20 protein-coding genes and 1 other RNA gene are annotated in these 23,533 nt (G+C 70.3%); 10 read left to right on the top strand and 11 right to left on the bottom strand.

Translation table 11 applies throughout. The annotated features are described in order from the left end of the window. Positions 1 to 1,120 (top strand): bifunctional 3'-5' exonuclease/DNA polymerase (locus ACE3O1_RS07435; protein ID WP_374314018.1); only part of this gene is annotated, 1,120 nt, incomplete at its 5' end. A gap of 1 nt (position 1,121) precedes the next feature. On the opposite strand, the gene ACE3O1_RS07440 is transcribed toward ACE3O1_RS07435, so the two are convergent. Both ACE3O1_RS07440 and ACE3O1_RS07445 read right to left on the bottom strand, forming a co-directional pair. Continuing rightward, positions 1,122 to 2,885 carry a DUF4012 domain-containing protein gene (locus ACE3O1_RS07440; RefSeq protein ID WP_374314057.1) on the bottom strand — a complete coding sequence of 588 codons (1,764 nt, stop codon included), beginning with the start codon at positions 2,883 to 2,885 and terminating at the stop codon, positions 1,122 to 1,124. A 3-nt stretch (positions 2,886 to 2,888) separates the two neighbouring features. Further along, positions 2,889 to 3,614 carry an LPXTG cell wall anchor domain-containing protein gene (locus tag ACE3O1_RS07445; RefSeq protein ID WP_374314019.1) on the bottom strand — a complete coding sequence of 242 codons (726 nt, stop codon included), beginning with the start codon at positions 3,612 to 3,614 and terminating at the stop codon, positions 2,889 to 2,891. A 192-nt stretch (positions 3,615 to 3,806) separates the two neighbouring features. Here ACE3O1_RS07445 and rnpB point away from each other — a divergent pair. Next, an RNA gene (gene rnpB / locus ACE3O1_RS07450) (RNase P RNA component class A) lies at positions 3,807 to 4,169 on the top strand. A gap of 29 nt (positions 4,170 to 4,198) precedes the next feature. Here the strand turns inward: rnpB and ppgK are convergent. Beyond that, on the bottom strand, positions 4,199 to 4,960 hold the full coding sequence (ppgK, locus tag ACE3O1_RS07455) for a polyphosphate--glucose phosphotransferase (protein WP_374314021.1): 762 nt from the start codon (positions 4,958 to 4,960) through the stop codon (positions 4,199 to 4,201). Between the two features lie 97 nt (positions 4,961 to 5,057). Between ppgK and ACE3O1_RS07460 the strand changes: the two genes are divergently transcribed. The 3 genes from ACE3O1_RS07460 to ACE3O1_RS07470 are packed head-to-tail and all read left to right on the top strand — an operon-like array spanning position 5,058 to position 9,670. After that, positions 5,058 to 5,279 carry an SPOR domain-containing protein gene (locus ACE3O1_RS07460; protein ID WP_374314023.1) on the top strand — a complete coding sequence of 74 codons (222 nt, stop codon included), beginning with the start codon at positions 5,058 to 5,060 and terminating at the stop codon, positions 5,277 to 5,279. 38 nt (positions 5,280 to 5,317) lie between these two features. Beyond that, complete coding sequence (locus ACE3O1_RS07465; protein ID WP_374314025.1) at positions 5,318 to 6,655, top strand: glutamine synthetase family protein; 1,338 nt, start codon at positions 5,318 to 5,320, stop codon at positions 6,653 to 6,655. Between the two features lie 15 nt (positions 6,656 to 6,670). After that, complete coding sequence (locus tag ACE3O1_RS07470) at positions 6,671 to 9,670, top strand: bifunctional [glutamine synthetase] adenylyltransferase/[glutamine synthetase]-adenylyl-L-tyrosine phosphorylase (protein WP_374314027.1); 3,000 nt, start codon at positions 6,671 to 6,673, stop codon at positions 9,668 to 9,670. 27 nt (positions 9,671 to 9,697) lie between these two features. On the opposite strand, the gene ACE3O1_RS07475 is transcribed toward ACE3O1_RS07470, so the two are convergent. The 3 genes from ACE3O1_RS07475 to ACE3O1_RS07485 form a co-directional block, all read right to left on the bottom strand. Further along, positions 9,698 to 10,282 (bottom strand): peptidase M23, encoded by a 585-nt coding sequence (locus tag ACE3O1_RS07475; protein WP_374314029.1) that lies wholly within the window; start codon positions 10,280 to 10,282, stop codon positions 9,698 to 9,700. Positions 10,283 to 10,538: 256 nt separating this feature from the next. After that, entirely contained in the window at positions 10,539 to 11,207 is a 669-nt protein-coding gene (locus tag ACE3O1_RS07480; protein WP_374314031.1) for a PKD domain-containing protein, read from the bottom strand. A gap of 101 nt (positions 11,208 to 11,308) precedes the next feature. Next, entirely contained in the window at positions 11,309 to 11,815 is a 507-nt protein-coding gene (locus ACE3O1_RS07485) for a hypothetical protein (RefSeq protein WP_374314033.1), read from the bottom strand. A gap of 266 nt (positions 11,816 to 12,081) precedes the next feature. On the opposite strand from ACE3O1_RS07485, the gene ACE3O1_RS07490 reads away from it, so the two are divergent. After that, positions 12,082 to 12,435 carry a hypothetical protein gene (locus tag ACE3O1_RS07490; RefSeq protein WP_374314035.1) on the top strand — a complete coding sequence of 118 codons (354 nt, stop codon included), beginning with the start codon at positions 12,082 to 12,084 and terminating at the stop codon, positions 12,433 to 12,435. Positions 12,436 to 12,500: 65 nt separating this feature from the next. Here ACE3O1_RS07490 and glnA read toward each other — a convergent pair whose 3' ends face one another. Next, positions 12,501 to 13,925: a type I glutamate--ammonia ligase gene (gene glnA / locus ACE3O1_RS07495; RefSeq protein ID WP_374314037.1), complete on the bottom strand. Its 1,425-nt coding sequence runs from the start codon at positions 13,923 to 13,925 to the stop codon at positions 12,501 to 12,503. A 133-nt stretch (positions 13,926 to 14,058) separates the two neighbouring features. On the opposite strand from glnA, the gene ACE3O1_RS07500 reads away from it, so the two are divergent. After that, positions 14,059 to 14,451: an RDD family protein gene (locus tag ACE3O1_RS07500; RefSeq protein WP_374314039.1), complete on the top strand. Its 393-nt coding sequence runs from the start codon at positions 14,059 to 14,061 to the stop codon at positions 14,449 to 14,451. A gap of 7 nt (positions 14,452 to 14,458) precedes the next feature. Here the strand turns inward: ACE3O1_RS07500 and ACE3O1_RS07505 are convergent, their stop codons facing one another. Beyond that, a complete protein-coding gene (locus ACE3O1_RS07505) occupies positions 14,459 to 15,169 on the bottom strand; it encodes a DUF4191 family protein (RefSeq protein ID WP_374314041.1) in 711 nt (236 codons plus the stop codon). 125 nt (positions 15,170 to 15,294) lie between these two features. On the opposite strand from ACE3O1_RS07505, the gene ACE3O1_RS07510 reads away from it, so the two are divergent. Beyond that, positions 15,295 to 16,629, top strand: a complete 1,335-nt coding sequence (locus ACE3O1_RS07510) for a hypothetical protein (protein ID WP_374314043.1) — start codon at positions 15,295 to 15,297, stop codon at positions 16,627 to 16,629. A gap of 12 nt (positions 16,630 to 16,641) precedes the next feature. Here the strand turns inward: ACE3O1_RS07510 and sucB are convergent, their stop codons facing one another. The 3 genes from sucB to ACE3O1_RS07525 all read right to left on the bottom strand — a co-directional run bounded on the left by sucB (position 16,642) and on the right by ACE3O1_RS07525 (position 21,366). Continuing rightward, a complete protein-coding gene (sucB, locus tag ACE3O1_RS07515; RefSeq protein ID WP_374314045.1) occupies positions 16,642 to 18,456 on the bottom strand; it encodes a 2-oxoglutarate dehydrogenase, E2 component, dihydrolipoamide succinyltransferase in 1,815 nt (604 codons plus the stop codon). 61 nt (positions 18,457 to 18,517) lie between these two features. Beyond that, positions 18,518 to 19,891: a dihydrolipoyl dehydrogenase gene (gene lpdA, locus ACE3O1_RS07520; protein WP_374314047.1), complete on the bottom strand. Its 1,374-nt coding sequence runs from the start codon at positions 19,889 to 19,891 to the stop codon at positions 18,518 to 18,520. Beyond that, a complete protein-coding gene (locus ACE3O1_RS07525; protein ID WP_374314049.1) occupies positions 19,888 to 21,366 on the bottom strand; it encodes a leucyl aminopeptidase in 1,479 nt (492 codons plus the stop codon). Before ACE3O1_RS07525 ends, lpdA begins: the two co-directional genes overlap by 4 nt. A 105-nt stretch (positions 21,367 to 21,471) precedes the next feature. Here ACE3O1_RS07525 and ACE3O1_RS07530 point away from each other — a divergent pair, with 105 nt between their 5' ends. Next, positions 21,472 to 22,395, top strand: coding sequence for a proteasome assembly chaperone family protein (locus ACE3O1_RS07530; RefSeq protein ID WP_374314052.1), 924 nt, complete (start codon positions 21,472 to 21,474; stop codon positions 22,393 to 22,395). Between the two features lie 222 nt (positions 22,396 to 22,617). Then, the coding region (locus ACE3O1_RS07535; protein WP_374314054.1) for a sigma-70 family RNA polymerase sigma factor at positions 22,618 to 23,533 on the top strand (916 nt) is incomplete at its 3' end.

The raw sequence follows: 23,533 nt of genomic DNA on the forward strand, positions 1-23,533 counted from the left end.
CGGTCAGCCCGCGAAGCTCGCCGCAGCGGCGGCGCGCGTCCGGGAGGCGCTGGGCGATCCGTCGGCCAGTCTCGATTCGCAGCCCAAGCTTCTGCGCTCTCTTCACCGCGTCGGAGTGATGGTGGAGTCCACGAGCCGGTGGGAGCTGGCAGAGCAGAGGCATCCGGTCGTCGAACCCCTGATCGAATACAAGAAGCTCTCCCGTCTCCTCTCGGCCAACGGCTGGACGTGGCTCGAGGAGTGGGTGGACGATGGCCGGTTCCGACCCGTCTACGTGCCGGGCGGCGTCGTCACCGGGCGGTGGGCGTCATCAGGCGGCGGAGCGCTGCAGCTGCCGCGTCAGCTGCGCGAGGCCGTCCGCGCCGATCCCGGGTGGAAGCTCGTCGTCGCCGACGTCGCTCAGCTCGAGCCGCGGGTGCTCGCCGCAATGGCCAGCGACACGGCGCTGGCGGCGGCGGCGCGCGGGCGCGACCTCTACGCCGGGATCGTCGAGAGCGGCGCCGTCGCCACTCGGCAGGAGGCGAAGATCGCGATGCTCGGCGCCATGTACGGCGCGACGACGGGGGAGTCGGGGCGGCTCGTGCCCCGGCTGCGCCGAACCTACCCGCGGGCGATGGGGCTCGTCGACGAGGCGGCGCGCACGGGCGAGGACGGGGGAGTCGTCTCCACCTGGCTCGGACGCACGTCTCCGCCGCCGTCGGAGCTTTGGAGCGCCGCGCAATCCCAGGCGACCGAGGCCGGGGCATCCGGCGCCGACGAGACGCGCGCGAAGCGCTGGGCGCGCGATCGCGGCCGGTTCACGCGGAACTTCGTCGTGCAGGGCACTGCAGCCGAGTGGGCGCTGGCCTGGCTCGCCGACCTGCGCGGCCGGCTCGAGGCGCTGCCCGAGGTCGGCCAGGCGCACGCCGCACCCCGGTCGGGGCCGGTGTTCTCGCGGCGCCCGCACCTCGCGTTCTTCCTGCACGACGAGGTCATCGTGCATTCCCCCGAGTCCCTCGCCGATCAGGTCGCCGAGGCGGTGACGGATGCCGCGGGCGCCGCGGGGCGGCTGCTGTTCGGCGACTTCCCGGTGGATTTCCTCCTCGACGTGCGCGTATCGGACACCGCGCTCAAGGACTAGCTCAGCCGCATTCGACGCGCGCGTCCGAGACGGGGACGTCGGCCAGCAGCGGGGTGTGCATGACCTGCGGGTCGATCGGGTCCGTGCCCGCCGAGATGAAGCGGAAGTCGATGGTCTGGGATTCGCCCGGCGCGAGGTCGACGCGAACGGCGCTGACCGGGAATCCCTCCTCCTCGACGTCCACCGAGACCAGATTCCGCCCGCCTGCGGTCACGCCGCCGAAGAAGGCTCCCTCGGGCGCGGAGACCGAGACATTCGTCGCGATGTCGCCGATGCGTGCACCGTAGTGACCGCCGCCGGTCATCGCCGGCGGAAGCTGCTGGGCGGTGCCATGGTCGACGGTGCTCGTGAGGGTGACCGACACGAGGATGTCCTGACGCCCGTCGGCGCGGCACGAGGCGCTTCCTGCGGCGATCCCCACGTCGAGGAGGCTGTCCATCTTCCCGCCGGTGGCATCGTTGAAGTAGACCGCCACGGCGTCAGGCCCCGCCGCCCGCTGGCGAGCAGCGGGACCGGCGAGCGTCGTGCGTGCGAGGACCTCCTGCTCGTCGGGATGCGCACTCCAGATCGAGACGCGGCCCTGGGCGATCGGCTGTGCGAGCGCGGCGGCGAACGCGACCGGGTCGAGGTCGAAGTCGGCGACCTCCGTGAAGACCGCCGCCGCCGTGGTGCGGAACATCGCGGTCTGGCCGGATGAATCCAGCGACATGTACGGCTCGACGAGCAGCTGCGGAACCAGCTCATCCGCGGTCAGCGTGCCGGTGGTCGTGGCAAGGGGGCCGGTCACCTCGAGCAGCGAGCGCAGCACGAGCGGGTCGACGGACAGCACGGTGTCGGGCGCGCTTCCCGTGCGGCCCTCCCACCAGTGCGAGACGAGTCGCGCGGTGAGGTCGAAGTCGGCCGGCATGGTCGCGTTCTGAACGAACCTCCCCACCTGGTCGCCGTACAGAGCCAGCGTGGCTGCCGGGATCGGGAGCACCGGCGAATCCGCCCGCTTGAACTCCGACGAATCCGCCTGGGAGATCAGGGTGAGCCGTCCGGATTCGGCGCGGAGCTCGACGAACGACCCTGTGATGCCGCCGCTCGTGCGGAGCTCGGCGTTGTTCTGGAGCATGACCAGGATCGTGCGCGGTCCGTCCGCGCCGAGGGAAGCGGGCAGCACGGCCGCGGTGTCGCCGAGGGATCCCACGATCGGGAGCAGGTCCGAGACCGCCGTGTCGAGCTGCCGCACTCCGGCGCTCACGGGGGGGAGCAGCGGGTCGAGGTCGATCTTCGCCAGCTCGGTCGAGGCGCTCATGAGGGTCGCCTCGGCGCCGTCCAGCGCTGTCCGCTGGTCCGCGAGCAGGGCGGTGTCGATGCCGCCCTCGGGAAGGCGGAGCTGCTCGGCCAGCAGCCGGGCACTGTGCATCATCGGCAGTGCCGCGTCCGACAGCACACCGGTCACCTCAGCCGAGAGCACTCGAGCGGCCGCGAAGTTCGCCCCCGCCACGGGCACGGCCTCCGCCGCGCGCCAGAGCGGATCGGAGGTCAGGTCCGAGGCGGCCTCGGCGTGAGCCAGCATCCGCTGGGTGTGTGCCGTCGCCGCCTCGAGATCGCCGGACTCCACCGCGCTGCGGAGATCGGTCGTGAGTGCTCGAGCACTGTCGAGCTCCTCCTTCGCGAGCCAGCCGCGAACGCCGACCCAGGCGACCCACGCGAGCGCCGCCACCAGGATGGCGGCGCCCGCGATGGTCGCGACTCTCGAAGGACGCAGTCGCGCCCGCATCACTCAGGGACGCGCGGAGCGGCGGCGGAAGAGGACGACAGCAGCGCCGAGGCCCACGAGCGCGACACCCACACCGGCAGCGATGTAGGGCAGCGAGCCGCCGGTGGCGGCGAGAGCCGCAGCCTCTGCACCGGAGTCGTCAACGGATGCCGGCGACTCGGGCGACTCGGCCGTGCCCGGGGTCTCCGGCGATTCCGGCGTCTCGGGCGAGAGCGCGGTCGGCGGCTGCGCAGCGCAGTTCGGCGTGGCAGCGGGGTACGACAGCGGCACTGCCAGATCGGGGTTCACCTTGATGACCGCCGAGATGCTTCCGCGCGTCCAGGCGAAGTTGCCCGACGTCGTCACCCACTCGCCGTTCACGTAGGCCCAGCCCGGCCAGCCGGTCGGGTTGCCCGCACCGTCCACGGAGGCGCCGGGCCACAGGACCCGTCCGGAGAGGTGGTCGTCCACGAGCGTGCCCAGCGGGATGGTGACCTGGTTCGCACCGCTGGACAGCACCAGCGAAGCGGCGTTCCCGCTCGTCTGGTCGTCGGGATCGGTGAGCGTGATGTCGTACGAGATGTACGGTGCATCGGCGACGCACTCGCCCACGGCGACAGAGCCGGCGAGCGTCGGCGCGGTCGGCTCCTCGGGCGTGTACGGGTCGTCTTCGAGAGCGGATGCCGCGACCGGCGCGGACACCGCGATGATCGCTGCGACAGCGATGACGGAAAGAGTCTTGCGCAACATGATTCAGCCTCCCCAGTGGCTGTTCGCGACGCGCGCGACGGCGCGTCGAAAGGTGGTACCTGCGGCCCGTTCCCATACGAGCCACTCGCATCCCCAGATACGAGTGGCGCCAGCTTACATGAGGACGGGGTGAGAGACGAGAGCCGTTGAAAACGGCGCGCCGCGGCCGCCGAGTAGGATCGGTGTCGCGAATGGGTCGGCTGGACGGTCGCGTCGCGGGTTCGCCCGCGCCGAGGAACGTCCGGGCTCCGCAGGGCAGGGCGGTGGGTAACACCCACCCGGAGTGATCCGCGAGACAGTGCCACAGAGAGCAGACCGCCCCGGTCTCGACCGGGGTAAGGGTGAAAGGGTGGTGTAAGAGACCACCGGGGTCGCGGTGACGCGACCCGCACGGTAAACCTCGCCCGGAGCAAGGCCAGACAGGGGATGACGACGCGGCCCGCCGAGTCCCCGGGTAGGCCGCTGGAGCGGCACGGCAACGTGTCGCCGAGAGAGATGACCGTCCACGGGGCTTCGGCCCCCGGACAGAACCCGGCGTACAGGCCGGCCCATTCGCCCTCTCGAGCGGCGTCAGCCGCGCGCGTTCAGCCGAGCGCGAGCGCAGCGGCGCCGATGATCCCCGCGTTGTTGCGGTGCACAGCCGGCACGATCGGCGTGCGCAGATCCAGCAGGTGCAGGAACTGGTCGGCGTGCTTGGAGACGCCGCCCCCGACCACGAAGAGGTCGGGGCTGAAGAGGAACTCGATGTGGCTGTAGTACCACTGCAGCCGCTTGGCCCACTGCTCCCACGATAGCTGCTCGCGCTCCATCGCCGAGTACGCGGCGTAGGCCTCGGCATCCTTCCCGTGCTTCGCCCGCTGCACGTGACCCAGCTCGGAGTTGGGCACGAGGACGCCGTTGTAGAGCAGCGCCGAGCCGATGCCGGTGCCGAGGGTGGTGAGGATGGTGAGCCCCGGCACGTCCTTCGCCGCGCCGTAGCGGACTTCGGCGACGCCGGCGACATCCGCGTCGTTGGCGAAGTGGATGTCGCGGCCCAGCCCGTCCTCGAAGAATTTCTCGGCCTCGAATCCGATCCAGCGGTGTGACACGTTGGCGGCGGACAGCGTGCGGCCGTTCTTGACGATCGCGGGGAACGCGACGCCGAGGGGGATCGCGTCGTGTGCGACGTCGAGGGTGTTCAGAACCTCGGTGACGGCCTTCAGGACGTCCTCGGGCTCGGCACCCTGCGGGGTGGAGACCTTTATCCGATCGCTGAGGAGCGCGCCCTTCTCGAGATCGACCAGTCCCGCCTTGATGCCGGTGCCGCCGATGTCCACGCCCACGGCGCGCGTCGCCTGAGATGCCATGCGCTCAGCCTATCCAGCCGGCGGGTCCGGGCGGATTCGGCGGTCAGTAGGATCGAGCCAGGGCCGCAGGCGCCCCGATCCGACCGAGGAGCACAGGATGACGAGCGACAGCGAGAAGTACTGGTACAACCTCAAGACGGGCGAGGTCGAGAAGGGCTTCGAGTCGCCCGCCGTCGATCGCGCCGGCCCCTTCGACACTCCCGAGGAGGCCGCGAAGGCTCCCGAGGTTCTCCGCGAGCGCTCCCGCGCGTGGGCCGAGGATGAGGCGCGCGACGACGCGTGGGGGTCGCGTTCGGGCTCGGCGGACGCCGACCAGTAGTCTGGCTACGGCCCGTTCGGGCGCCCGGAGAGGATGCGATGGACAAGCAGCGTGACTTCGTTCTGAGGACGATCGAGGAACGGGGCGTCAAGTTCGTCCGGTTGTGGTTCACCGACGTGATCGGCACGCTGAAGTCCGTCGCGATCGCGCCGGCAGAGGTCGAGGGTGCGTTCAGTGAAGGCCTGGGCTTCGACGGCTCCGCGATCGAGGGTCTCACGCGGTCGTACGAGTCCGATCTGCTCGCCCACCCCGACCCGACGACGTTCCAGATCCTGCCGTGGCGCGGCGAGATCGACCCGACCGCGCGCATGTTCTGCGACATCACCACGCCCGACGGACAGCCCGCCGTGGCGGATCCGCGGCACGTGCTCAAGCGCACGCTCGCCAAGGCGGCCGACGCGGGCTTCACCTTCTACACGCACCCCGAGATCGAGTTCTACCTCCTGAAGTCGTCGTCCTTCGGCGCGGACGGTCCCGAGCCGGTCGACTCGGCCGGCTACTTCGACAACGTGCCGGGTGGAACGGCTCACGACTTCCGCCGCCGTTCGGTGCGCATGCTCGAAGACCTCGGCATCTCCGTCGAGTTCAGCCACCACGAGGGCGGCCCCGGGCAGAACGAGATCGATCTGCGCTACGCCGATGCGCTGGCGACCGCGGACAACATCATGACGTTCCGCACCGTCATCAAGGAGGTGGCGATCGAGCAGGGCGTCTACGCCACCTTCATGCCGAAGCCCCTCAGCGGCAAGCCCGGCAGCGGCATGCACACGCACATGTCGCTCTTCGAGGGCGACGTCAACGCGTTCTACGAAGAGGGCGCGCAATACCAGCTCTCGAAGGTCGGCCGTCAGTTCATCGCCGGCCTCCTGCGCCACGCGAATGAGATCTCGGCCGTCACCAACCAGTTCGTCAACTCGTACAAGCGGCTGTGGGGCGGCGACGAAGCGCCCAGCTTCATCTGCTGGGGCCACAACAACCGCTCGGCGCTGGTGCGCGTGCCGCTGTACAAGCCCAGCAAGGGACAGTCCTCGCGGGTCGAGTACCGTGCGCTGGACTCGGCCGCCAACCCGTACCTGTCCTACGCGCTCATGCTCGCCGCCGGGCTCAAGGGCATCGAAGAGGGCTATGAGCTTCCGCCCGAGGCCGAGGACAACGTGTGGTCGCTGACCGACGCGGAGCGCCGCGCCCTCGGCTACGCGCCGCTGCCGGCGAGCCTCGACCACGCGCTGGAGTACATGGAGGAGTCCGAGCTCGTCGCCGAGACGCTCGGGGAGCAGGTCTTCAACTACGTGCTGCTCAACAAGCGCCGCGAGTGGCAGGAGTACCGCTCGCAGGTCACGCAGTTCGAGCTCAAGAGCAACCTCGAGATGCTCTGAGCCGCCCGGCGACGCATGTCCGCGAGCGAACGGTCCAGCTCTCTCACCCATCTCGCGCGCCTCGGCTTCAGCGGCCTGGCCGACGCCGACCTGCTCCTCGACGAGCTCGAGGCCGTCGGCATCCCGCGTCAGGCGGCGATGGACGGAGCTGCGGTCGCCGCCGACCCGGATGAGGCGATCGGCGCTGTGGCCCGCATCGCGCGCCGCGACGAGGGGGCGCTGCGCGCGCTCCTCCAGGACACCCAGGGGTGGCGTGCGCTGTGGGCGCTGCTCGGTGCATCGTCGGGTTTCGCGGACTTCTTCCTCCGGCACCCGGGTGAGCTCGCGGAACTGACGGGCGCCGGCACCAGCCTACCCGCCGAGGGCGAGCTGCGCGGCGCGCTCCTCGACGCCGTCCGCGCGACCGACGGTTTCGCGGAAGAAGGGGGCGAGGCATCCTGGATCGCCCTGCGCGTGCGCTACCGCCGCATGCTCGCCCGCATCGCGGCGTTCGACCTGCTCAGCGACTCGCCCGTCGACCACGTGCCCGCGGTGGCGGCTCGGCTGGCGGATGCCGCGGGCGCAGCGCTCGAGGCATCGCTGGCCGTCGCCCGCACCCGCGTGGCGGGGGGCGCGGCGGGGGCCGGCCTCTTCCCGCGCGAACAGGTGGCACGCGCGAACCTCGCCATCATCGGCATGGGGAAGACCGGGGCGCGTGAGCTAAACTACGTGAGCGACGTGGACGTGATCTTCGTCGCGGGCGCCGCCGACGACGCCGCTGCGGAGCTCGGGGAGAGCCGGATCGTCGACATCGCCACGCGCCTGGCGGTGCAGACGATGCGAGGCATCTCCAGCATCGAGGTGGAGCCGCCGCTGTGGGAGGTGGATGCGAACCTGCGTCCCGAAGGCAAGCAGGGAGCCCTGGTCCGGACGCTCGACTCGCACCTCGCGTACTACGACCGCTGGGCGAAGAGCTGGGAGTTCCAGGCCCTTCTGAAGGCGCGACCGATCGCCGGCGACGTCGCGCTCGGCGAGGCCTACGTCGCCGCCGTTCAGCCGAAGGTGTGGACGAGCGCAGCCCGGGAGAACTTCGTGGACAGCGTCCAGCGCATGCGCGAGCGCGTCACCGAGCACATCCCCGCAGCGGACGTCCCGTTCCAGATCAAGCTGGGCCCGGGCGGCATCCGCGACATCGAGTTCACCGTGCAGCTGCTGCAGCTCGTCCACGGGCTGTCGGACGATCGCATCCGCCAGCGTGGAACGCTCGAGGCGCTCGACGCCCTCGTGGCGGAGGGCTACATCGGGCGGTCGGAGGCATCCGCGTTCTCCCGCGACTACCGTGTGCTGCGCCTGCTGGAGCACCGCGTGCAGCTGCGGCATCTGCGACGCACGCACCTCATGCCCTCGCGTCCGGAGGACTTGCGGGTGCTGGCGCGCGCGTCGCGGCTCGGCGACTCGGGGCCGGGCGTGTGGGAGCTGTGGGAGTCGGTCAAGCGCGAGGTGCGCGACATCCATGTCCGTCTCTTCTACCGCCCGCTGCTCTCGGCGGTCGCCGCACTGCCGGCCGAGGAGCGTGCGCTGTCCACCGCGCAGGCCCACGATCGGCTCGCGGCGATCGGGTTCACAGACCCGGCTGGCGCGCTCCGGCACATCGCGGCACTGACGAGCGGGCTGAGCCGGAAGTCTACGATCCAGCGGCACCTGATGCCCGTGATGATCCGGTGGTTCGCCGACGGCGTCGATCCCGATTACGGTCTGCTCGCGTTCCGGCGGCTGAGCGAGCGACTCGGCAACACGCCGTGGTTCCTGCGGATGCTGCGCGACTCGTCGGCCGCGGCCGAGAGTCTCACCCGCGTCCTGTCCGGATCGCGCTATGTCGGGGAGCTGATGGAGTGGATTCCGGAGTCCGCCGCATGGCTGGACGACGACGAGCTGCTGCGTCCGAGATCTGGTCACGCTCTTCAACAGGAGGCGCGGGCGATCCAGGCGCGGCACGGATCCGTCGACGAGGCGATGCGGTCGGTCCGGGCGCTGCGGCGACGCGAGCTGCTGCGCACGGCCATGGGTGCGATCATCGGGTCCGTCACGATCGAGGAGGTCTCCGAGGCGCTCACGACGATCACCGATGTGACGATCCAGGCGACGCTGCGCGCGGTGCGTCCGACGGTCGTTCCGCCGGAGGACGACGCCCTGGACTTCTCCGTGATCGCGATGGGCCGCTTCGGCGGCCGAGAGCTCGGGTTCGGGTCCGATGCCGACGTGATGTACGTCTACCGTCCGAACGGCGTGGACCCGCAGCGCGCGCACGACCTCTCGCTGAAGCTCGTCGCCGCGTTGCGCGCGCAGTCGGAGGACCACCGCGTTCCCCTCGACCTCGACGCGGGCCTGCGGCCGGAAGGGCGCAACGGTCCGCTTGCCCGCTCGCTCGACGCCTATGCGGAGTACTACCGGCGGTGGTCGCTGTCGTGGGAGGCGCAGGCGCTCCTGCGTGCCCGGGGAGTTGCGGGCAGCGTCAAGCTCATCGCGGCGTTCACCGAGCTGGCCGATCAGGTGCGGTACCCGGAGAAGGTCGATCTCCAGGGTCTTCGCGAGATCAAGCGCATCAAGGCGCGCGTCGAGAGCGAGCGGCTGCCGCAGGGCGCCGATCCGGCGCGGCATCTGAAGCTCGGGCCGGGGTCTCTCAGCGATGTCGAGTGGCTGGCTCAGCTGCTGCAGCTCACGCACGCGCATGATGTGGCGGGCATGCGCACGACGTCCACCCTCGACGCGCTGACCGCGGCGCGTGAGGCGGGACTGGTGCCGACGGTGGCGGCGGAGCGACTCACCGAGGCCTGGCGCCTTGCGAGCCGGCTGCGCTCGGCGAACACGCTGCTGTCGGGGCAGACGAGCGACGTGCTGCCGGTGGACCGCAAGCGGCTGGACGGGATCGGCCGGCTGCTCGGGTACCCGCCGCGCTCGGCCACACAGGTCGAGGAGGACTATCTCGGCACGACACGGCGCGCCCGGCGCGTGTTCGAGAAGCTCTTCTACGGCTGATCGCGGCGCTGCGCCGGCTGCGTTGTGTCAGGACGCGGGGCACAGCGGGATGGCCGCTGCGCGATCTCTGTCGAGCGGTTGCCCGTTCAGCGCGGCGACGACGCGTACGGCCTGTTCCCAGTAGCGGGCGTAGTGCAGCGGGTCGGCGTTCACCTGGGTGCGGTGGGCGACGAGGGTGGGTTCGAGCGTCGCCCGCTCGGGAACACGCAGTGTCATCGCCCGGTAGAACTTGGTCGCGGCCGTGTGGGGATCCAGTCGCTCCTCGCGGCTTCCCCAGCCGTCCTGCTGCTGGAAGAGGCCGATCGACGTCGTCCGCGAGCCGTCGGGGTTCGTGACGCCGCTCGTCTCCCAGTCTCCGTACGTCAGGTTTCGCAGCGACGACTCGCCCATCGCCGTCATGACGGCGATCGTCTGATCGCGCTCGCCCAACGCGAGGTCGCGTCCCGCGATCATGATCGTGCAGGCGTGTGAGAGCTGCTCGACGCCGTAGCCGGCGACGGCAGGCTCGGCAGGTGGGGGAGCGATGACGGCGTGATCTCGATCATCGGTGAACTCGCTCAGAGCGTGCGCGGCGACGGCCGCGGCCACGATCACGGCCGCAAGCGCCACCACTGCGGTCAGCGCCCCACCGATTGCGAGGCCTCGGCCGGGGCCGCCGCGCCGATTGCTCGCCTTTCTCCCTCGACGCCGCCTGCTGCGCCGCACGGACCCGGGCGCGGGTGCGCGCGGTGGCCGTTTCGCGGTGGCAGAGCGGGGAGGCATGCGCCGTTCGCTTTCGTTCGGGGATCACGCGGGGCCCGTTCAGCGTAGGTGGGATGGCTGAGGATGCGCTCCGTGCGCAGCGATCTCTCCGCCGCGGCTTCCGGCGTCAGCAGCCGGGTCCGTTCGGGTCCTCGGTGCAGGTCCGGTCGACGAGAGCCGTCCGGGCTTCGAGCACTCGCACCGCGTACCCGCCGCTCGTCGCCGTGACGTACCCGGGCACGGGCCGCCACGAGCCCGTGCCGAAGTCGACGGATGCCGCGTACCGCACCGTGACGGCGACGGTGTACGTGCCGCGATCGCGGTAGACGTGACTCGTGGGCGTCGGCGTGAACTGCGCCTTCCCGAGCTGCTCCCACGTGGCGCCGCCGTTGCCGTGAACGGCGGACGTGCCGTCGCCGTGCGCGAACTCGAACGCGACGGGCGTGAAGCGCACCGTGACGTCCCAGTCCAGCAACGTTCCTGGGATCGACTGGACGGATGCCTCGGCCACCAGGTTCGCAGGCATCCCGACGACCGCGAATCCGGCAGGCTGCCCCGAGAGCGACGGCGTCGCCGGCCGGAACGACGCCAAGTCCGCGAGCGTGACGTCGGGGATCATGACCACGGTGTAGTTGCCGCGGCATCCCATCGGCCCGCACTCCTCAGGCTCGGCCTCGGGGGCAGGGGCCTGCTGCGATGGCGGTACGGGGGAGTTGCTCGACGGGGGAGACGGGGCGTCAGCGCCCGGGTTGGAGGCGTCGGCGGTGATGTCGACGGCGGAGCCGGAGTTGGACACTTCACACTCACCGGACCAGCCCCCCGCCCCGCAGGGGGCGGCCGCTGCACCAGCGGCAACCGTCAAGGTGATCAGAATGCCGACAGTGACCCCCATCGAGATTATGCGTCGCATGACGGATCTCCTTCGCGACCGTCGATTCGGCTAATGGCCATGCGAGTAGGGCTGTGTGACATAGGTACGAGATCGATTCGCATTGACTGGACGTCTGGCCGGTCTGCGGCAACGACTGAGTCTCCGCCCTCGTCCACGAGCGTGACGGCGGAGACGTCGAGGCATACGGATATAACGATGTCCGCGGCTGGCCCGAACCGGCTCGCCTCGTTCAACTCGATGAGTGCGATCGAAGTTGGCCCATCAACGACCCAGCCGTTGGCATGCATCTCAGACAGCGTCTGGCGGTCAACTGCGTTCGCCTCGCCAGTCGTCCATGAGTACACACCCTCAAATGTCTCGGGGTCGCTGAGATCGACCTCGTTCAACGCATCCACGTACGCGCGGTAGGTCGCCTCGGCGGCGGCGAAGGCCTCGGCCTCGCTCGAGAACGTCGGTGTGGGGTCGATGTCGGGTCCGGGGCCGCAACCCGTGAGCGCCAGGGCGAGGGCCATGCCGGCGACGGTGAGGTGTGTCGTACGCGAGGTCACCGGCCCCACGCTAACGAGGGGGGCGCCGCTCCCGTGGGACTTATCCACAACAGACGGCAGGCAGGCGCTGAAGCGCCTGCTGGGGAGGAACGGGGAGCGCGCAGCCGGCCGAATTCGATGGGGGCTCGACACGGGCTTCGGCCAGGCATATGCTGACCCCGATAAGTGGCGCAGCTGGGGGGAGACGCGCTCATCACGGATCCCCTGCGCCCTGACCTGGGGAGGGTCCGATGAAGAATCCGATCAAGAAGACTGCCGCTACGGCAGCACTCGTCCTGTGCGCTGCACTGGGCGGAGCAGGCGCCGCTCAGGCGAGCTACGCGTATGAGGTGCCGGCCACGACGGCCGGCAACCACGCGTCGAACTGGGGCGAGGACTGCGAGAAGATGGAGTTCGGCGACGGCGTCGCGTCGTACACGCTGCCGGCCGGCTACTACACGTATGTGGTCGTCAAGGCAGGGCGCACGAACACCGTGTACGAGGGCTTCTGGGGAGGCGACGTCTCCTCGCTCTCGGGCAAGGACATCAGCCACATCATCTACTGCGAGGAGCCGTACGACCCGTACGACCCCTACGGCAGCTGACCAATGAAGAGATCCTCCCACTCCATGACGGAGCGGGAGGATCTCTTGCTGTCTGTCGCTAGGACTCAGACGCCGAAGTACAGCTCGTACTCGAACGGGTGAGGACGAGCCGCGAGCGGCTTGATCTCGTTCTCGATCTTGTACTCGATCCACGTCTCGATCAGCTCGGGCGTGAACACGCCGCCCGCGAGGAGGAACTCGTGGTCGGCCGCGAGGGCGTCGAGCGAGTCCTGCAGCGAGTTCGGCACCTGCGGGATGTTCTTGGCCTCCTCGGGCGGCAGCTCGTAGAGGTCCTTGTCGACGGGCTCGTGCGGCTCGATGCGGTTCTTGATTCCGTCGAGGCCCGCCATGAGCTGCGCCGCGAAGGCGAGATACGGGTTGCCCGAGGCATCCGGAGCGCGGAACTCGATGCGCTTGGCCTTGGGGTTCGAGCCGGTGATCGGGATGCGGATGGCCGCCGAGCGGTTTCCGGCCGAGTACACCAGGTTGACCGGGGCCTCGTAGCCCTTCACCAGGCGGTGGTAGCTGTTGAGGGTCGGGTTGGTGAAGGCGAGCACCGAGGGCGCGTGGGCCAGGATTCCGCCGATGTACCAGCGGGCGATGTCGGAGAGACCGCCGTAGCCCTTCTCGTCGTAGAACAGCGGCTCGTTGCCGTTCCACAGCGACTGGTGCGTGTGCATGCCCGAGCCGTTGTCGCCGAACAGGGGCTTGGGCATGAAGGTCGCGACCTTGCCCCACTCGAGCGCCGTGTTCTTGACGATGTACTTGAACTTCAGGATGTCGTCTGCCGCGTGCACCATGGTGTCGAAGCGGTAGTTGATCTCGGCCTGGCCGCCCGTGCCCACCTCGTGGTGCGCGCGCTCGAGGATGAGACCGGCCTCGATCAGCTTGAGGCTGATGTCGTCGCGCAGGTCGGCCTGCTTGTCGACCGGCGAGACGGGGAAGTAGCCGCCCTTGTAGGGGGTCTTGTTGGCGAGGTTGCCGCCCTCTTCGGCGCGACCGGTGTTCCAGGCGCCCTCTTCGGAGTCGACGGAGTAGAAGCTCGAGTTCTGCTTCACGTCGTAGCGGACGTCGTCGAAGATGTAGAACTCGGCCTCGGGGGCGAAGAACGCGGTGTCGGCGATCCCGGTCGACGCGAGGTACTTCTCGGCCTTCTTGGCCACCTGGCGCGGGTCCTTGCCGTAGATCTCGCCGTTACGCGGGTTGTAGATGTCGAAGATCATGATCAGCGTCTTCGCCTCGCGGAACGGGTCGAGGTACGCCGTCGACACATCCGGGATCAGCTGCATGTCGGACTCGTGGATGTTCGCGAAGCCGCGGATCGAAGAGCCGTCGAACAGCTGGCCGACCGTGAAGAACTCCTCGTCAACGGTCGACGCCGGGATGTTGAAGTGCTGCTGCACACCAGGAAGATCCGTGAAACGGATGTCGAGGAACTTGACGTCCTCGTCCTTGATGAACTTGAGCACCTCTGATGAATCTTTGAACATGAAGGCTCCAGAGGTAGGGCATCGGGAACTGCCGCACGCGTGCGCGCTTAGGTGGCACGGTACCCGTGGGGGATTGCCCGGCAGTGACACCATTGTTTCGGGGATGTTACAGCGGCCTGGATACGCTTGACCGGTGACAGACAGCGTCTCCACCTACCCCGGCGAACGACTCGGACTGCCCCGCGAGGGCTCGGGCTCGATCGGTCGCGTGGGCCGCCGGATCGGGGCGCTGTTCCTCGATTACGGTGCCGCGTACCTGATCTCGGGATTCTTCGCCTGGGATGCCCTGGCGATCCTCGCGATCTTCGCGGCGATCCAGGTGGTCTTCATCCCGACGCTCCAGGGGAGCCCCGGTCACCGCATCTTCGGACTGCGTATCGTGCGTGCCGACGGCGCCTGGGTCGGGCTGTGGCGCCCGATCATTCGGACGCTCCTGCTCATCGTGGTCATCCCCGCCGTGATCTGGGATGCCGATCAGCGCGGCCTGCACGACAAGGCCGCCGGCACGATTCTGCTGCGCGCCTGACCGCGCGTCAGCGAGGACGCGGCGCGCGGACCTTCGTCGGGTCGATGCCCTTCGGGATCGGCATCGATGCGAGGGACTGCGAGACCGAGTCGATGCGCTTGATGACCGCGGCCATCGTGGCGCGGTCGATCTTGTTCGGCAGCGACTTGATGGTCGGCGCGAGCTTCGAGATCGGCACCTCGCCCTCGCCGTGTCCGATGTAGATGACAGTGACCGGCACGCCGGAAGCGACGCGCTGCGCCTTGGAGCGCTCGTCGTTCACGAGACGCGTGAGGCGCCCGCGTGCGCCCTCGCCGACGATGACGACACCGCCGCGACCGACGGCCCGGTAGACCGCCTCCTGCGTCCTCGGGTTGACGCCGACGGGCATGTCGGCAGCCTGCCACTTGCGTCCGAGCGATGTGGACATGACGTGGCCGGCGGCTCCCGGCATCCCGTCGATCTTCTTGTACATCGCGTTCGTCGACAGGCGGGTCATGAGCATGAGGCCGCCGAGGATGCCGAGCATGAGGCCGGTGACGCCCCACAGGATGATGCTCCAGATGGCGAACGGCGGGATGAGGAACCCGACGCCGACGCCGACGGCGATGCCGAGCAGAACGACGCCTGCGAGCACCCACGGCAGCCAGGGGAACGCCTGCTGCGTGAACGTGTAGAGAGAGCGGATCTGCGAGAAGAACCCGGGGCGCTTCTCGGGTGCGGAACTGCGGGCGGCCATGAGGTCCAGCCTACCTTTTCGCGCGGGGATGCTACGGCTCCTCCCCAACGCGTGCGCGGTGGGCGATCGTCCACAGATTCGGCGGCCGTCGTCGCGCCGCCGAGTCACGCGACGAAGCTGGATCCGTGACGCGATCCGACGACAGCCTGACCTCGCCGTACCGCGCGGTGCGGCCGATCGGGGCGCCGGGCGACGGCCCGTGGCCGGGCATGCTCACGTGCCTGCCGTCGGGCGAGCGTCGCGTGCTCGTCGACATCGACGTCGTGGGAACGGAGTGGGGCGGGTGGGATGCCGCTCCCGGCGGGCACGTCCTCGGCGCGCTCGACGTCGTGCGCCGGCAGGGCGGCCACGACGTCGAGCTGCCGGTGTGCCCCGAGTCCGTCGACTCCTACCTCGCGCGCCGGCGGGCCTCGCGACATCCGCTCGCGCCCGGCGAAGCGGTCACGCTCGGTGTGAGCCTGCTGCGCGGCTGTGCCGAGCTCCTGCCGCGTCGGCCCGGACCGGGCGGGTGGTGGCTCACCGAGACGGGCAGGCCGGTGTTCGCGACGGATGCTGCGCCCTCCCCGGTGCGGGAGTCCACCCTTCTGCTGCTCGACGAGCTCTCCCGCGCGACGCCGCACCCGACGGCCTGGGCGGATGCGGCTGCTGCGGTGTCGGCGGTGCGGGTGTCGGCGGCCGAGCTCGACCAGGCCGAACTCGGCGTCTTCGCGATCGCCGCGCCGGCTCCGCTCGACCTCGGGCCGACGCCGGCGACGGGGGCCGGTGAGCCCGAGGTGCTGCGGGGCGGGGCGGTCGAGACGGCGGAGAGCGAGCCGCGTCGAGGGCTCTGGGAGGCCCTCGCACGCCACGTCGACGCCGACCTCGCCGACGCCGTCTCGCGCACGACGACCTCCATCTGGCGGCGGGCGCGGGCGGCACCGACCACACGGCGGCGCGCACCGCTCCTCGTGGGCGCGGGCGTCGCTGCCGCGGTCGTCGGTGTCGGCCTCATGTGGCCGAGCGCGTCTGGAGAGGTCGCCACCGCGGGAGACGGGCACCGGACCCTCGAGTCGCTCGATGCGCCCTCGCCCACCGGCTCGGAGTCGCCCGCGGCTTCGCCCGCGGCTTCGCCTTCGGTGAACGCGGATCCGTCCGCGGCGGCCGTCGGAGGCGCGGATGCCGACGCGGCCGCACCCGAAGACCTCGAAGCCATCGCGGCGGGACTGCTGGCGAACATGGATGCGTGCGGGGAGGACGGCGAATGCCGGGCTGCCCTGGCGATGGATGGTGCCGAGGCTCCTGTCCAGGTCGGCATACCGCCCGATCGTCGCGCCGTCGTGATACTCGACGACTTCGGCGGTGTCGCGGTCCTCCGGGTGGATGACGCCTCGGGCGAACTGCCGTCTCAGCTCGTCGTCATCGCGCGCCAGAACGGCGAATGGCTGCTGCGCGACGTCCACGACGCCACGCAGCAGCCATGATGACCGCGGAGGTCAGATGCCGAGCTGGCCCTCGAATGCTGCAGCCTCGAGGCGAGCCTTCACCGCGCCGAGGAAGCGGGCGGCATCCGCGCCATCGACGACGCGGTGGTCGTAGGACAGCGCGAGATACACGTACGAGCGCACCGAGATGGCGTCCTTGCCGTCGACCTGGACCACACCGGGGCGCTTGACGACGATGCCGGTGCCGAGGATCGCGGTCTGCGGCAGGAAGACGACGGGGGTGTCGAAGAGCGCGCCGCGCGAGCCGGTGTTCGTCAGCGTGAACGTGCCGCCGGCGAGCTCGTCGGGCTTCAGCTTGTTGTCGCGCGTGCGTGCGGCCAGATCGGCGATCTCGTGCGCGATCTGAGCCAGGTTCTTCGACGCGGCGTCGCGCAGCACCGGGGTGAGCAGTCCGCGCTCGGTGTCGACGGCGATCGAGAGGTTCTCGGTCGCCGGGTAGACGATGTCGGTTCCGTCCACGGTGGAGTTGATCACCGGGTACGCCTGCAGCGCCTCGGCGGCAGCGAGCGCGAAGAACGGCAGGAACGAGAGCTTGTCGCCGGTCTTGGACTGGAAGTCGCCCTTCACCTTGTCGCGGAAGGCCGAGAGCTTCGTGACGTCGACCTCGACCACCGTGGTGAGCTGAGCGGTCGACTGCATCGAGGCGACGGCGCGCTCGGCGAGCACCTTGCGAAGGCGGGACATCGGCTGGGTCGTGCCGCGCAGCGGCGAGACCTCGAGGGGGGCCGGTGCAGCGGCCGCGGGAGCCGATGCAGGAGCCGCCGGTGAAGCGGATGCCGCCTCCGCGGCCTTGAGCACGTCTTCCTTGCGGATGCGGCCACCGACACCGGTGCCGGTGACCGATGCCAGGTCGACGCCCTGCTGCTGCGCGAGGCGACGGACGAGGGGAGTCACGTAGGACACCACGTCCGAGTCGTCGGCGGCCGGAGCGGCCGCCGCGGGAGCAGGAGCCGGGGCAGAAGCGGCGGGTGCCGGTGCGGCGGGTGCCGGAGCAGCAGCCGGGGCCGAGGCCTGCGGCGCGGGAGCGGGTGCGGCGGGGGCGGCCTGGGCCGGGGCGGGAGCCTCGGCCGGGGCGGGAGCCGGTGCCTCTGCCGCGGCGGGCGCGGCGGCCTGCGGCGCAGGAGCCTCGGCGGGTGCGGGCGCCGATCCGGCCTCACCGATACGGGCCAGGGGCGCTCCGACCGACACGGTCTCGTCCTCCTGGACGAGGATCTCCTGCAGCGTGCCGGCGAACGGCGAGGGGATCTCGGTGTCGACCTTGTCGGTCGAGATCTCGAGCAGCGGCTCGTCCACGGCGACCTCGTCGCCGACCTTCTTGAGCCAGCGGGTGACGGTGCCCTCGGTGACGCTCTCGCCGAGCTCGGGGAGCACGACATCCTTGCCGCCCGACGCTGCGGGAGCATCCTGTGAGGGTGCGGGTGCGGCTTCGGCGGGAGCCTCAGCAGCGGGCGCCTCAGCGGGTGCCGCCTCCGCCGGTGCGGATTCGGCGGGCGCGGCCTCGGCCGGCGCGGACTCGGCCGGAGCGGCCTCCGCGGCCTCGGGCTGCGGCGTCTCGGCCGGAGCGCTCGAGCCGTCGCCGATCTTCGCCAGGACGGCGCCGACCTCGACGGTCTCGTCCTCCTGGACCAGGATCTCCTCGATCACACCGCTCACCGGTGAAGGGATCTCGGTGTCGACCTTGTCCGTGGAGATCTCGAGCAAGCCCTCGTCCGCCTGGACCGTGTCGCCCACCTGCTTGAGCCAGCGGGTGACCGTACCCTCGGTGACGCTCTCACCGAGAGCGGGGAGGACCACGGAAGTGCTCATGTCGATGTCTCCTTCGGAATGGATATCGGATCTAGCTTAGTGATGCCGCGGGGCGCGAGCGTCAGAGCGCGTGGAGCGGCTTGCCGGCCAGTGCGAGGAACGCCTCGCCGAGCGCTTCGCTCTGCGTGGGGTGCGCGTGGATGAAGGGGGCGATGTCCTCCGGGTGGGCTTCCCAGCCCACCGCCAGCTGGCCCTCGGTGATGAGCTCGCCGACCCGGTCGCCCACGAGGTGCACGCCGATCACGGGGCCTTCCTTGATCCGCACGACCTTCACGATGCCGGCCGTGCCGAGGATCTCGCTCTTTCCGTTTCCGGCGAGGTTGTACTCGTACGACACGATGCCGTCGGCGCCGTGGGCATCCGCGGCCTGCGCCTCGGTGAGACCGACGGACGCGACCTCCGGGTGGCTGTAGGTGACCTTCGGGATCTGCAGGTCGGGGACGACGACGGGGGACAGGCCAGCGATCTCCTCGGCCACGAAGATGCCCTGCTGGAAGCCGCGATGCGCGAGCTGCAGGCCGGGCACGATGTCTCCCACGGCCCACACATGGGCCGCGCCGGTGCGGAGCCGCTCGTCGGTGACGACGAAGCCGCGGTCGATCGTGACGCCGGCCTCCTCGAAGCCGAGTCCGGCCGTCGCGGGTCCGCGCCCGACCGCGACGAGCAGGTAGTCGGCGTCGAAGGTCTTGCCGTCCTCGAGGGTGACGGTGACCCCGTCGGCGGTCTGCGTCACGCCCTGGAAACGCACGCCCAGCGAAGAGGCGATGCCGCGCCGGCGGAAGGCCCGCTCGAGGGCCTTGCTGAGGGCGACGTCCTCGTTGGGCACGAGGTGGTCGAGCGCCTCGACGATCGTGACGTCCACGCCGAACGAGCGCCACACGCTCGCGAACTCGACGCCGATGACCCCGCCGCCGAGGATGACCACGCGCGACGGGATCTCGTCGAGCTCGAGCGCGTGCTCGCTCGTGAGCACCCGACCGCCGATCTCGAGGCCGGGGAGTGTGCGGCTGTACGAGCCCGTCGCCAGGACCACGTCGCTTCCGCGGTAGAGGTCGTCGCCGACGCGGACGGCCGGGCCGGCTTCGAGCCGGCCCTCGCCGGCGACGACGGTGATGCCGCGAGCCTTCACGAGGCCTTCGAGTCCCTTGAACTTCTTCGCCACGATGCCTTCGCGGTACGCGCGCACGCCGGCGGGGTCGACACCGTCGAAGGACGCGCGGATGCCGATGGCCGAGGCATCCCGTGCGGTGTCGGCCACCTCCGCGGCGTGCAGCAGTGCCTTGGTCGGGATGCAGCCGCGGTGCAGGCAGGTGCCGCCGACCTTGTCCTTCTCGATGAGTGCGACGGACTTGCCGAGCTCGGCGGCGCGGAGCGCCGCGGCATAGCCGCCGCTGCCACCGCCCAGGACGACGAGGTCGAAGGTGTGCTCGGTCATCGGAACTCCTCTGTCGTGACGAATCGGATGAGGCTGCGCACCGTCGCGGCGGTGGGCCCCTTGTCGGTGAAGCCGTAGCCGCCGCCCTTGTTCATGCCCACGCCCGCGATGTCGAGGTGGACCCACGGGATGCGGGGGGCATCGGCGTCCTCCGACGTGCGCCCGACGAAGTGGCGCAGGAACAGCCCGGCGAAGAGCGATCCGCCGGCCGGATCGCCGATCTTGGCGTTCTGCAGGTCGGCGATGGGCGAATCCAGCTCGTCCACCATGTGAGCGGGGAGGGGAAGCTGCCAGGCGGGCTCCGCCTCCGCCGCGGCGGCGGCGAGGTAGGCGGCGACGGCAGCGTCATCGCCCATCACGCCGGCGTGGCGGTTGCCGAGCGCGATCGTGATGGCGCCGGTGAGGGTGGCGACATCGACGATGACGTCCGGATGCTCGCGGCTGGCCGCGACCAGGCCGTCGGCAAGCACCAGGCGGCCCTCGGCATCCGTGTTCAGCACCTCGACCGTGGTCCCGTCGAGCATCCGCAGCACGTCGCCCGGGCGTGTGGCGCGGCCGGACGGCATGTTGTCGGCGACGCACAGCCAGGCGGTGATCGCGACCGGCGCGCCCAGCGCGGCGACGGCGCGGAGCACGGCCAGTGCCGTGGCGGCGCCGCACATGTCGTACTTCATGCCCACCATCGAGGCGGCGGGCTTGAGCGACAGTCCGCCCGTGTCGAACGTGATGCCCTTGCCGACGAGTGCGACGTGGCGCGACGCGCCCTCGGGGGCGTAGGAGAGGCGCACGAGGCGCGGGGGCCGGTCGGACCCCTGGCCGACGCCGAGGATGCCGCCGTAGCCGCCTTCGCGCAGGGCGTGCTCGTCGAGGACGTCGACGGTGACGTCGAGTCCCTCGACCGACGCTCGCGCCCGCTCCGCGAAATCGGCGGGGCCGAGCCACTCGGCCGGAATCGAGACGAGGTCCTTCACGAGGGCGACGGCGTCGGCTGCCGCGACGACGGCCGCGAGGGCGCCGGCGTCCTCGGCGACGGTGCCGTGCACGACGACGCGCTTCGCGCGCGGCTTCGGCGCCTCGGACTTGTAGCCGTCGAACCGGTAGCCGCCCAGCGCAGCGCCCTCGGCCGCGGCGACCCACAGCGCGGGATCCGCGAACGGCGCGGCGATCGCGACCGTCTCGAAGCCGGTCAGGCCCCGAACGGCAGCGCCGACGGCGTCGCGCAGGGCGGCGGCATCCGGAGACGATCCTGTGCCGACGACGGCGAGCGGGCGGCTGACGGCAGCGGGAGCGTGGACCCGCTGCCACGAGCCGGCGGCTCCGGTGAAGCCGGTGGCCACGAGTGCGTCGCGCAGGCCGGGCCAGTCGCTCAGGTCGGGGGCGGCGTCGCCCTCGACGGGAGGAAGTGCGATCAGGATCGCGTCGGCGTCGGACTCTCGGATCGGTGCATCGCTGTACGCGAGGTCGGGAAACGACATGACCTCCATCCTATGTACGTCGCTTGCTCGCTCCGGGGTCGCGTGTTCGCTCTGAGCGGGACGCGTGCGACCCGGAGCGTGGGCGGCGGCTCGTAGCATGGGGGTATGCCCGTCTCCGGCCCGCTGTTCGAGCGCTCTGTCTCCGCGCCCCCGGTGCCGCGCGGACTCCCGCTGGTGGTCGCCCTCACCGGCTTCACCGACGCGGGCAGCGCCGTCAGCCAGCTGGTCGAGCACTTCCGCGACGATCTCGCGCCGACTCCGCTGATCGTGTTCACGAACGACGTGCTGCTGGACTACCGGGCGCGCCGCCCGGTGATCTCGTTCGATCAGGACCACCTCACCGACTACCGCCCGCCCCGCCTCGAACTGTCCTTCGCCCACGATGCGCTCGGGCAGCCGTTCCTGGTGCTGGCGGGGTACGAGCCCGACTTCGGGTGGGATGCGTTCGCCGCCGCCGTGCTGTCGTTCGTCGACGAGTTCGAGGTCTCGACCGTGACGTGGGTGCACGCGATCCCGATGCCCGTTCCCCACACGCGCCCCATCGGCACCACAGTGAGCGGCACGCGCACCGAGCTGACGGAGGCTCATTCGGTCTGGCAGCCCCACACGCAGGTGCCTTCGACGGCCGGTCACCTCGTGGAGTACCGGCTCGCCGAAGCCGGCGTGCGGGTGGCCGGATTCGTGCTGCTCATTCCGCACTATCTCGGCGACACCGAGTATCCCGCCGCCGCGCTGGCGGCACTCGACAGCCTCACCGTCGCAACCGGTCTCGTCTTCACCGGTGAAGATCTCCGCGAGGAGAACCGGGAGTACCTCGCGAAGGTCGAGGACCAGGTCAGCGGCAGCGACGAGCTCTCACGGATGGTCCAGGGACTGGAGGAGCGCTACGACGCCTACATGGCGGGGTCGACGCTCGCGACGCCGATGATCCACACCGGCGACCTGCCCAGCGCCGACGAGCTCGCCGCCGAACTCGAGCGCTTCCTCGCCACCCGGCCCACAGGCGAGGACGACAAGCGCGGCACCTGAGGCGGAATGCCGGGAGGCTCTGCGGCGTTGTCCCAGGAAGTGGTGCGGCACGACGGCACGCGGTGCTGGCGGCCCATCGCAAGTATGAGATACTGGATGCTCTGACCCGTTGTCAACTGGTTCCCCGAGGTCGCCTCGGCGGAGCGAGGACTTGACAAGGGTCTTACTAGTGTCCGAAATCGACCGGGGTATGGGGGACATGCCTCCGGTGAAAGGCGAAACGTGACCTCAGGCACGAACACCAAGGCCCGATCGGCCGCAACGGACACCGAGGCGGACGAGACCACCACCGCGAAGAAGGCGCCCGCGAAGACGGCCGCCAAGGCTCCTGCGAAGACCGCTGCGGCGAAGCCCGCCGCGAAGAAGACGACGACGCGCGCCAAGGCCGCGCCCAAGACCGCTGCGAAGAAGACCTCCAAGGACGACGACGACATCGAGGAAGGCGTGGAGCTCGAGGACGTCGAACTCGACGCGGAGGTGCTCGACGACGACGCCGACGAGTCGGAAGACACGGAAGGCGACACGCCTGCGCGCCCCGCTCGCCGGGGTGCCAAGGCGGTGACCGAGGAGAGCGACGCCGCCCCTGCCGAGGACGCCGACGATGAGGACGAGGAGAGCACCAAGCCCGCCTTCACCGAGCCGCTCCCGACGGGTGCCATCGTCATCTCCTCGAGCGACGAGGACGACGTCCCCGTCTACTCGACGCAGATCACCGGCGCGACCGCGGACCCTGTCAAGGACTACCTGAAGCAGATCGGCAAGGTGCCGCTCCTGAACGCGGCCGAAGAGGTCGAGCTCGCGATGCGCATCGAGGCGGGTCTGTTCGCCGAAGAGAAGCTGTCGCACATGTCGGCCGCCGAGAAGTCGTCGCAGCTGGGTCTTGACCTGCAGTGGGTCGCGCGCGACGGACAGCGCGCCAAGTCGCACCTGCTGGGCGCGAACCTCCGTCTGGTCGTCTCGCTCGCGAAGCGCTACACGGGTCGCGGCATGCAGTTCCTCGACCTGATCCAGGAGGGGAACCTCGGCCTCATCCGTGCGGTCGAGAAGTTCGACTACACCAAGGGCTTCAAGTTCTCGACCTACGCGACGTGGTGGATCCGTCAGGCCATCACCCGCGCCATGGCCGACCAGGCCCGTA

The organism is Microbacterium sp., from assembly GCF_041909575.1.
Lineage (GTDB): Bacteria > Actinomycetota > Actinomycetes > Actinomycetales > Microbacteriaceae > Microbacterium.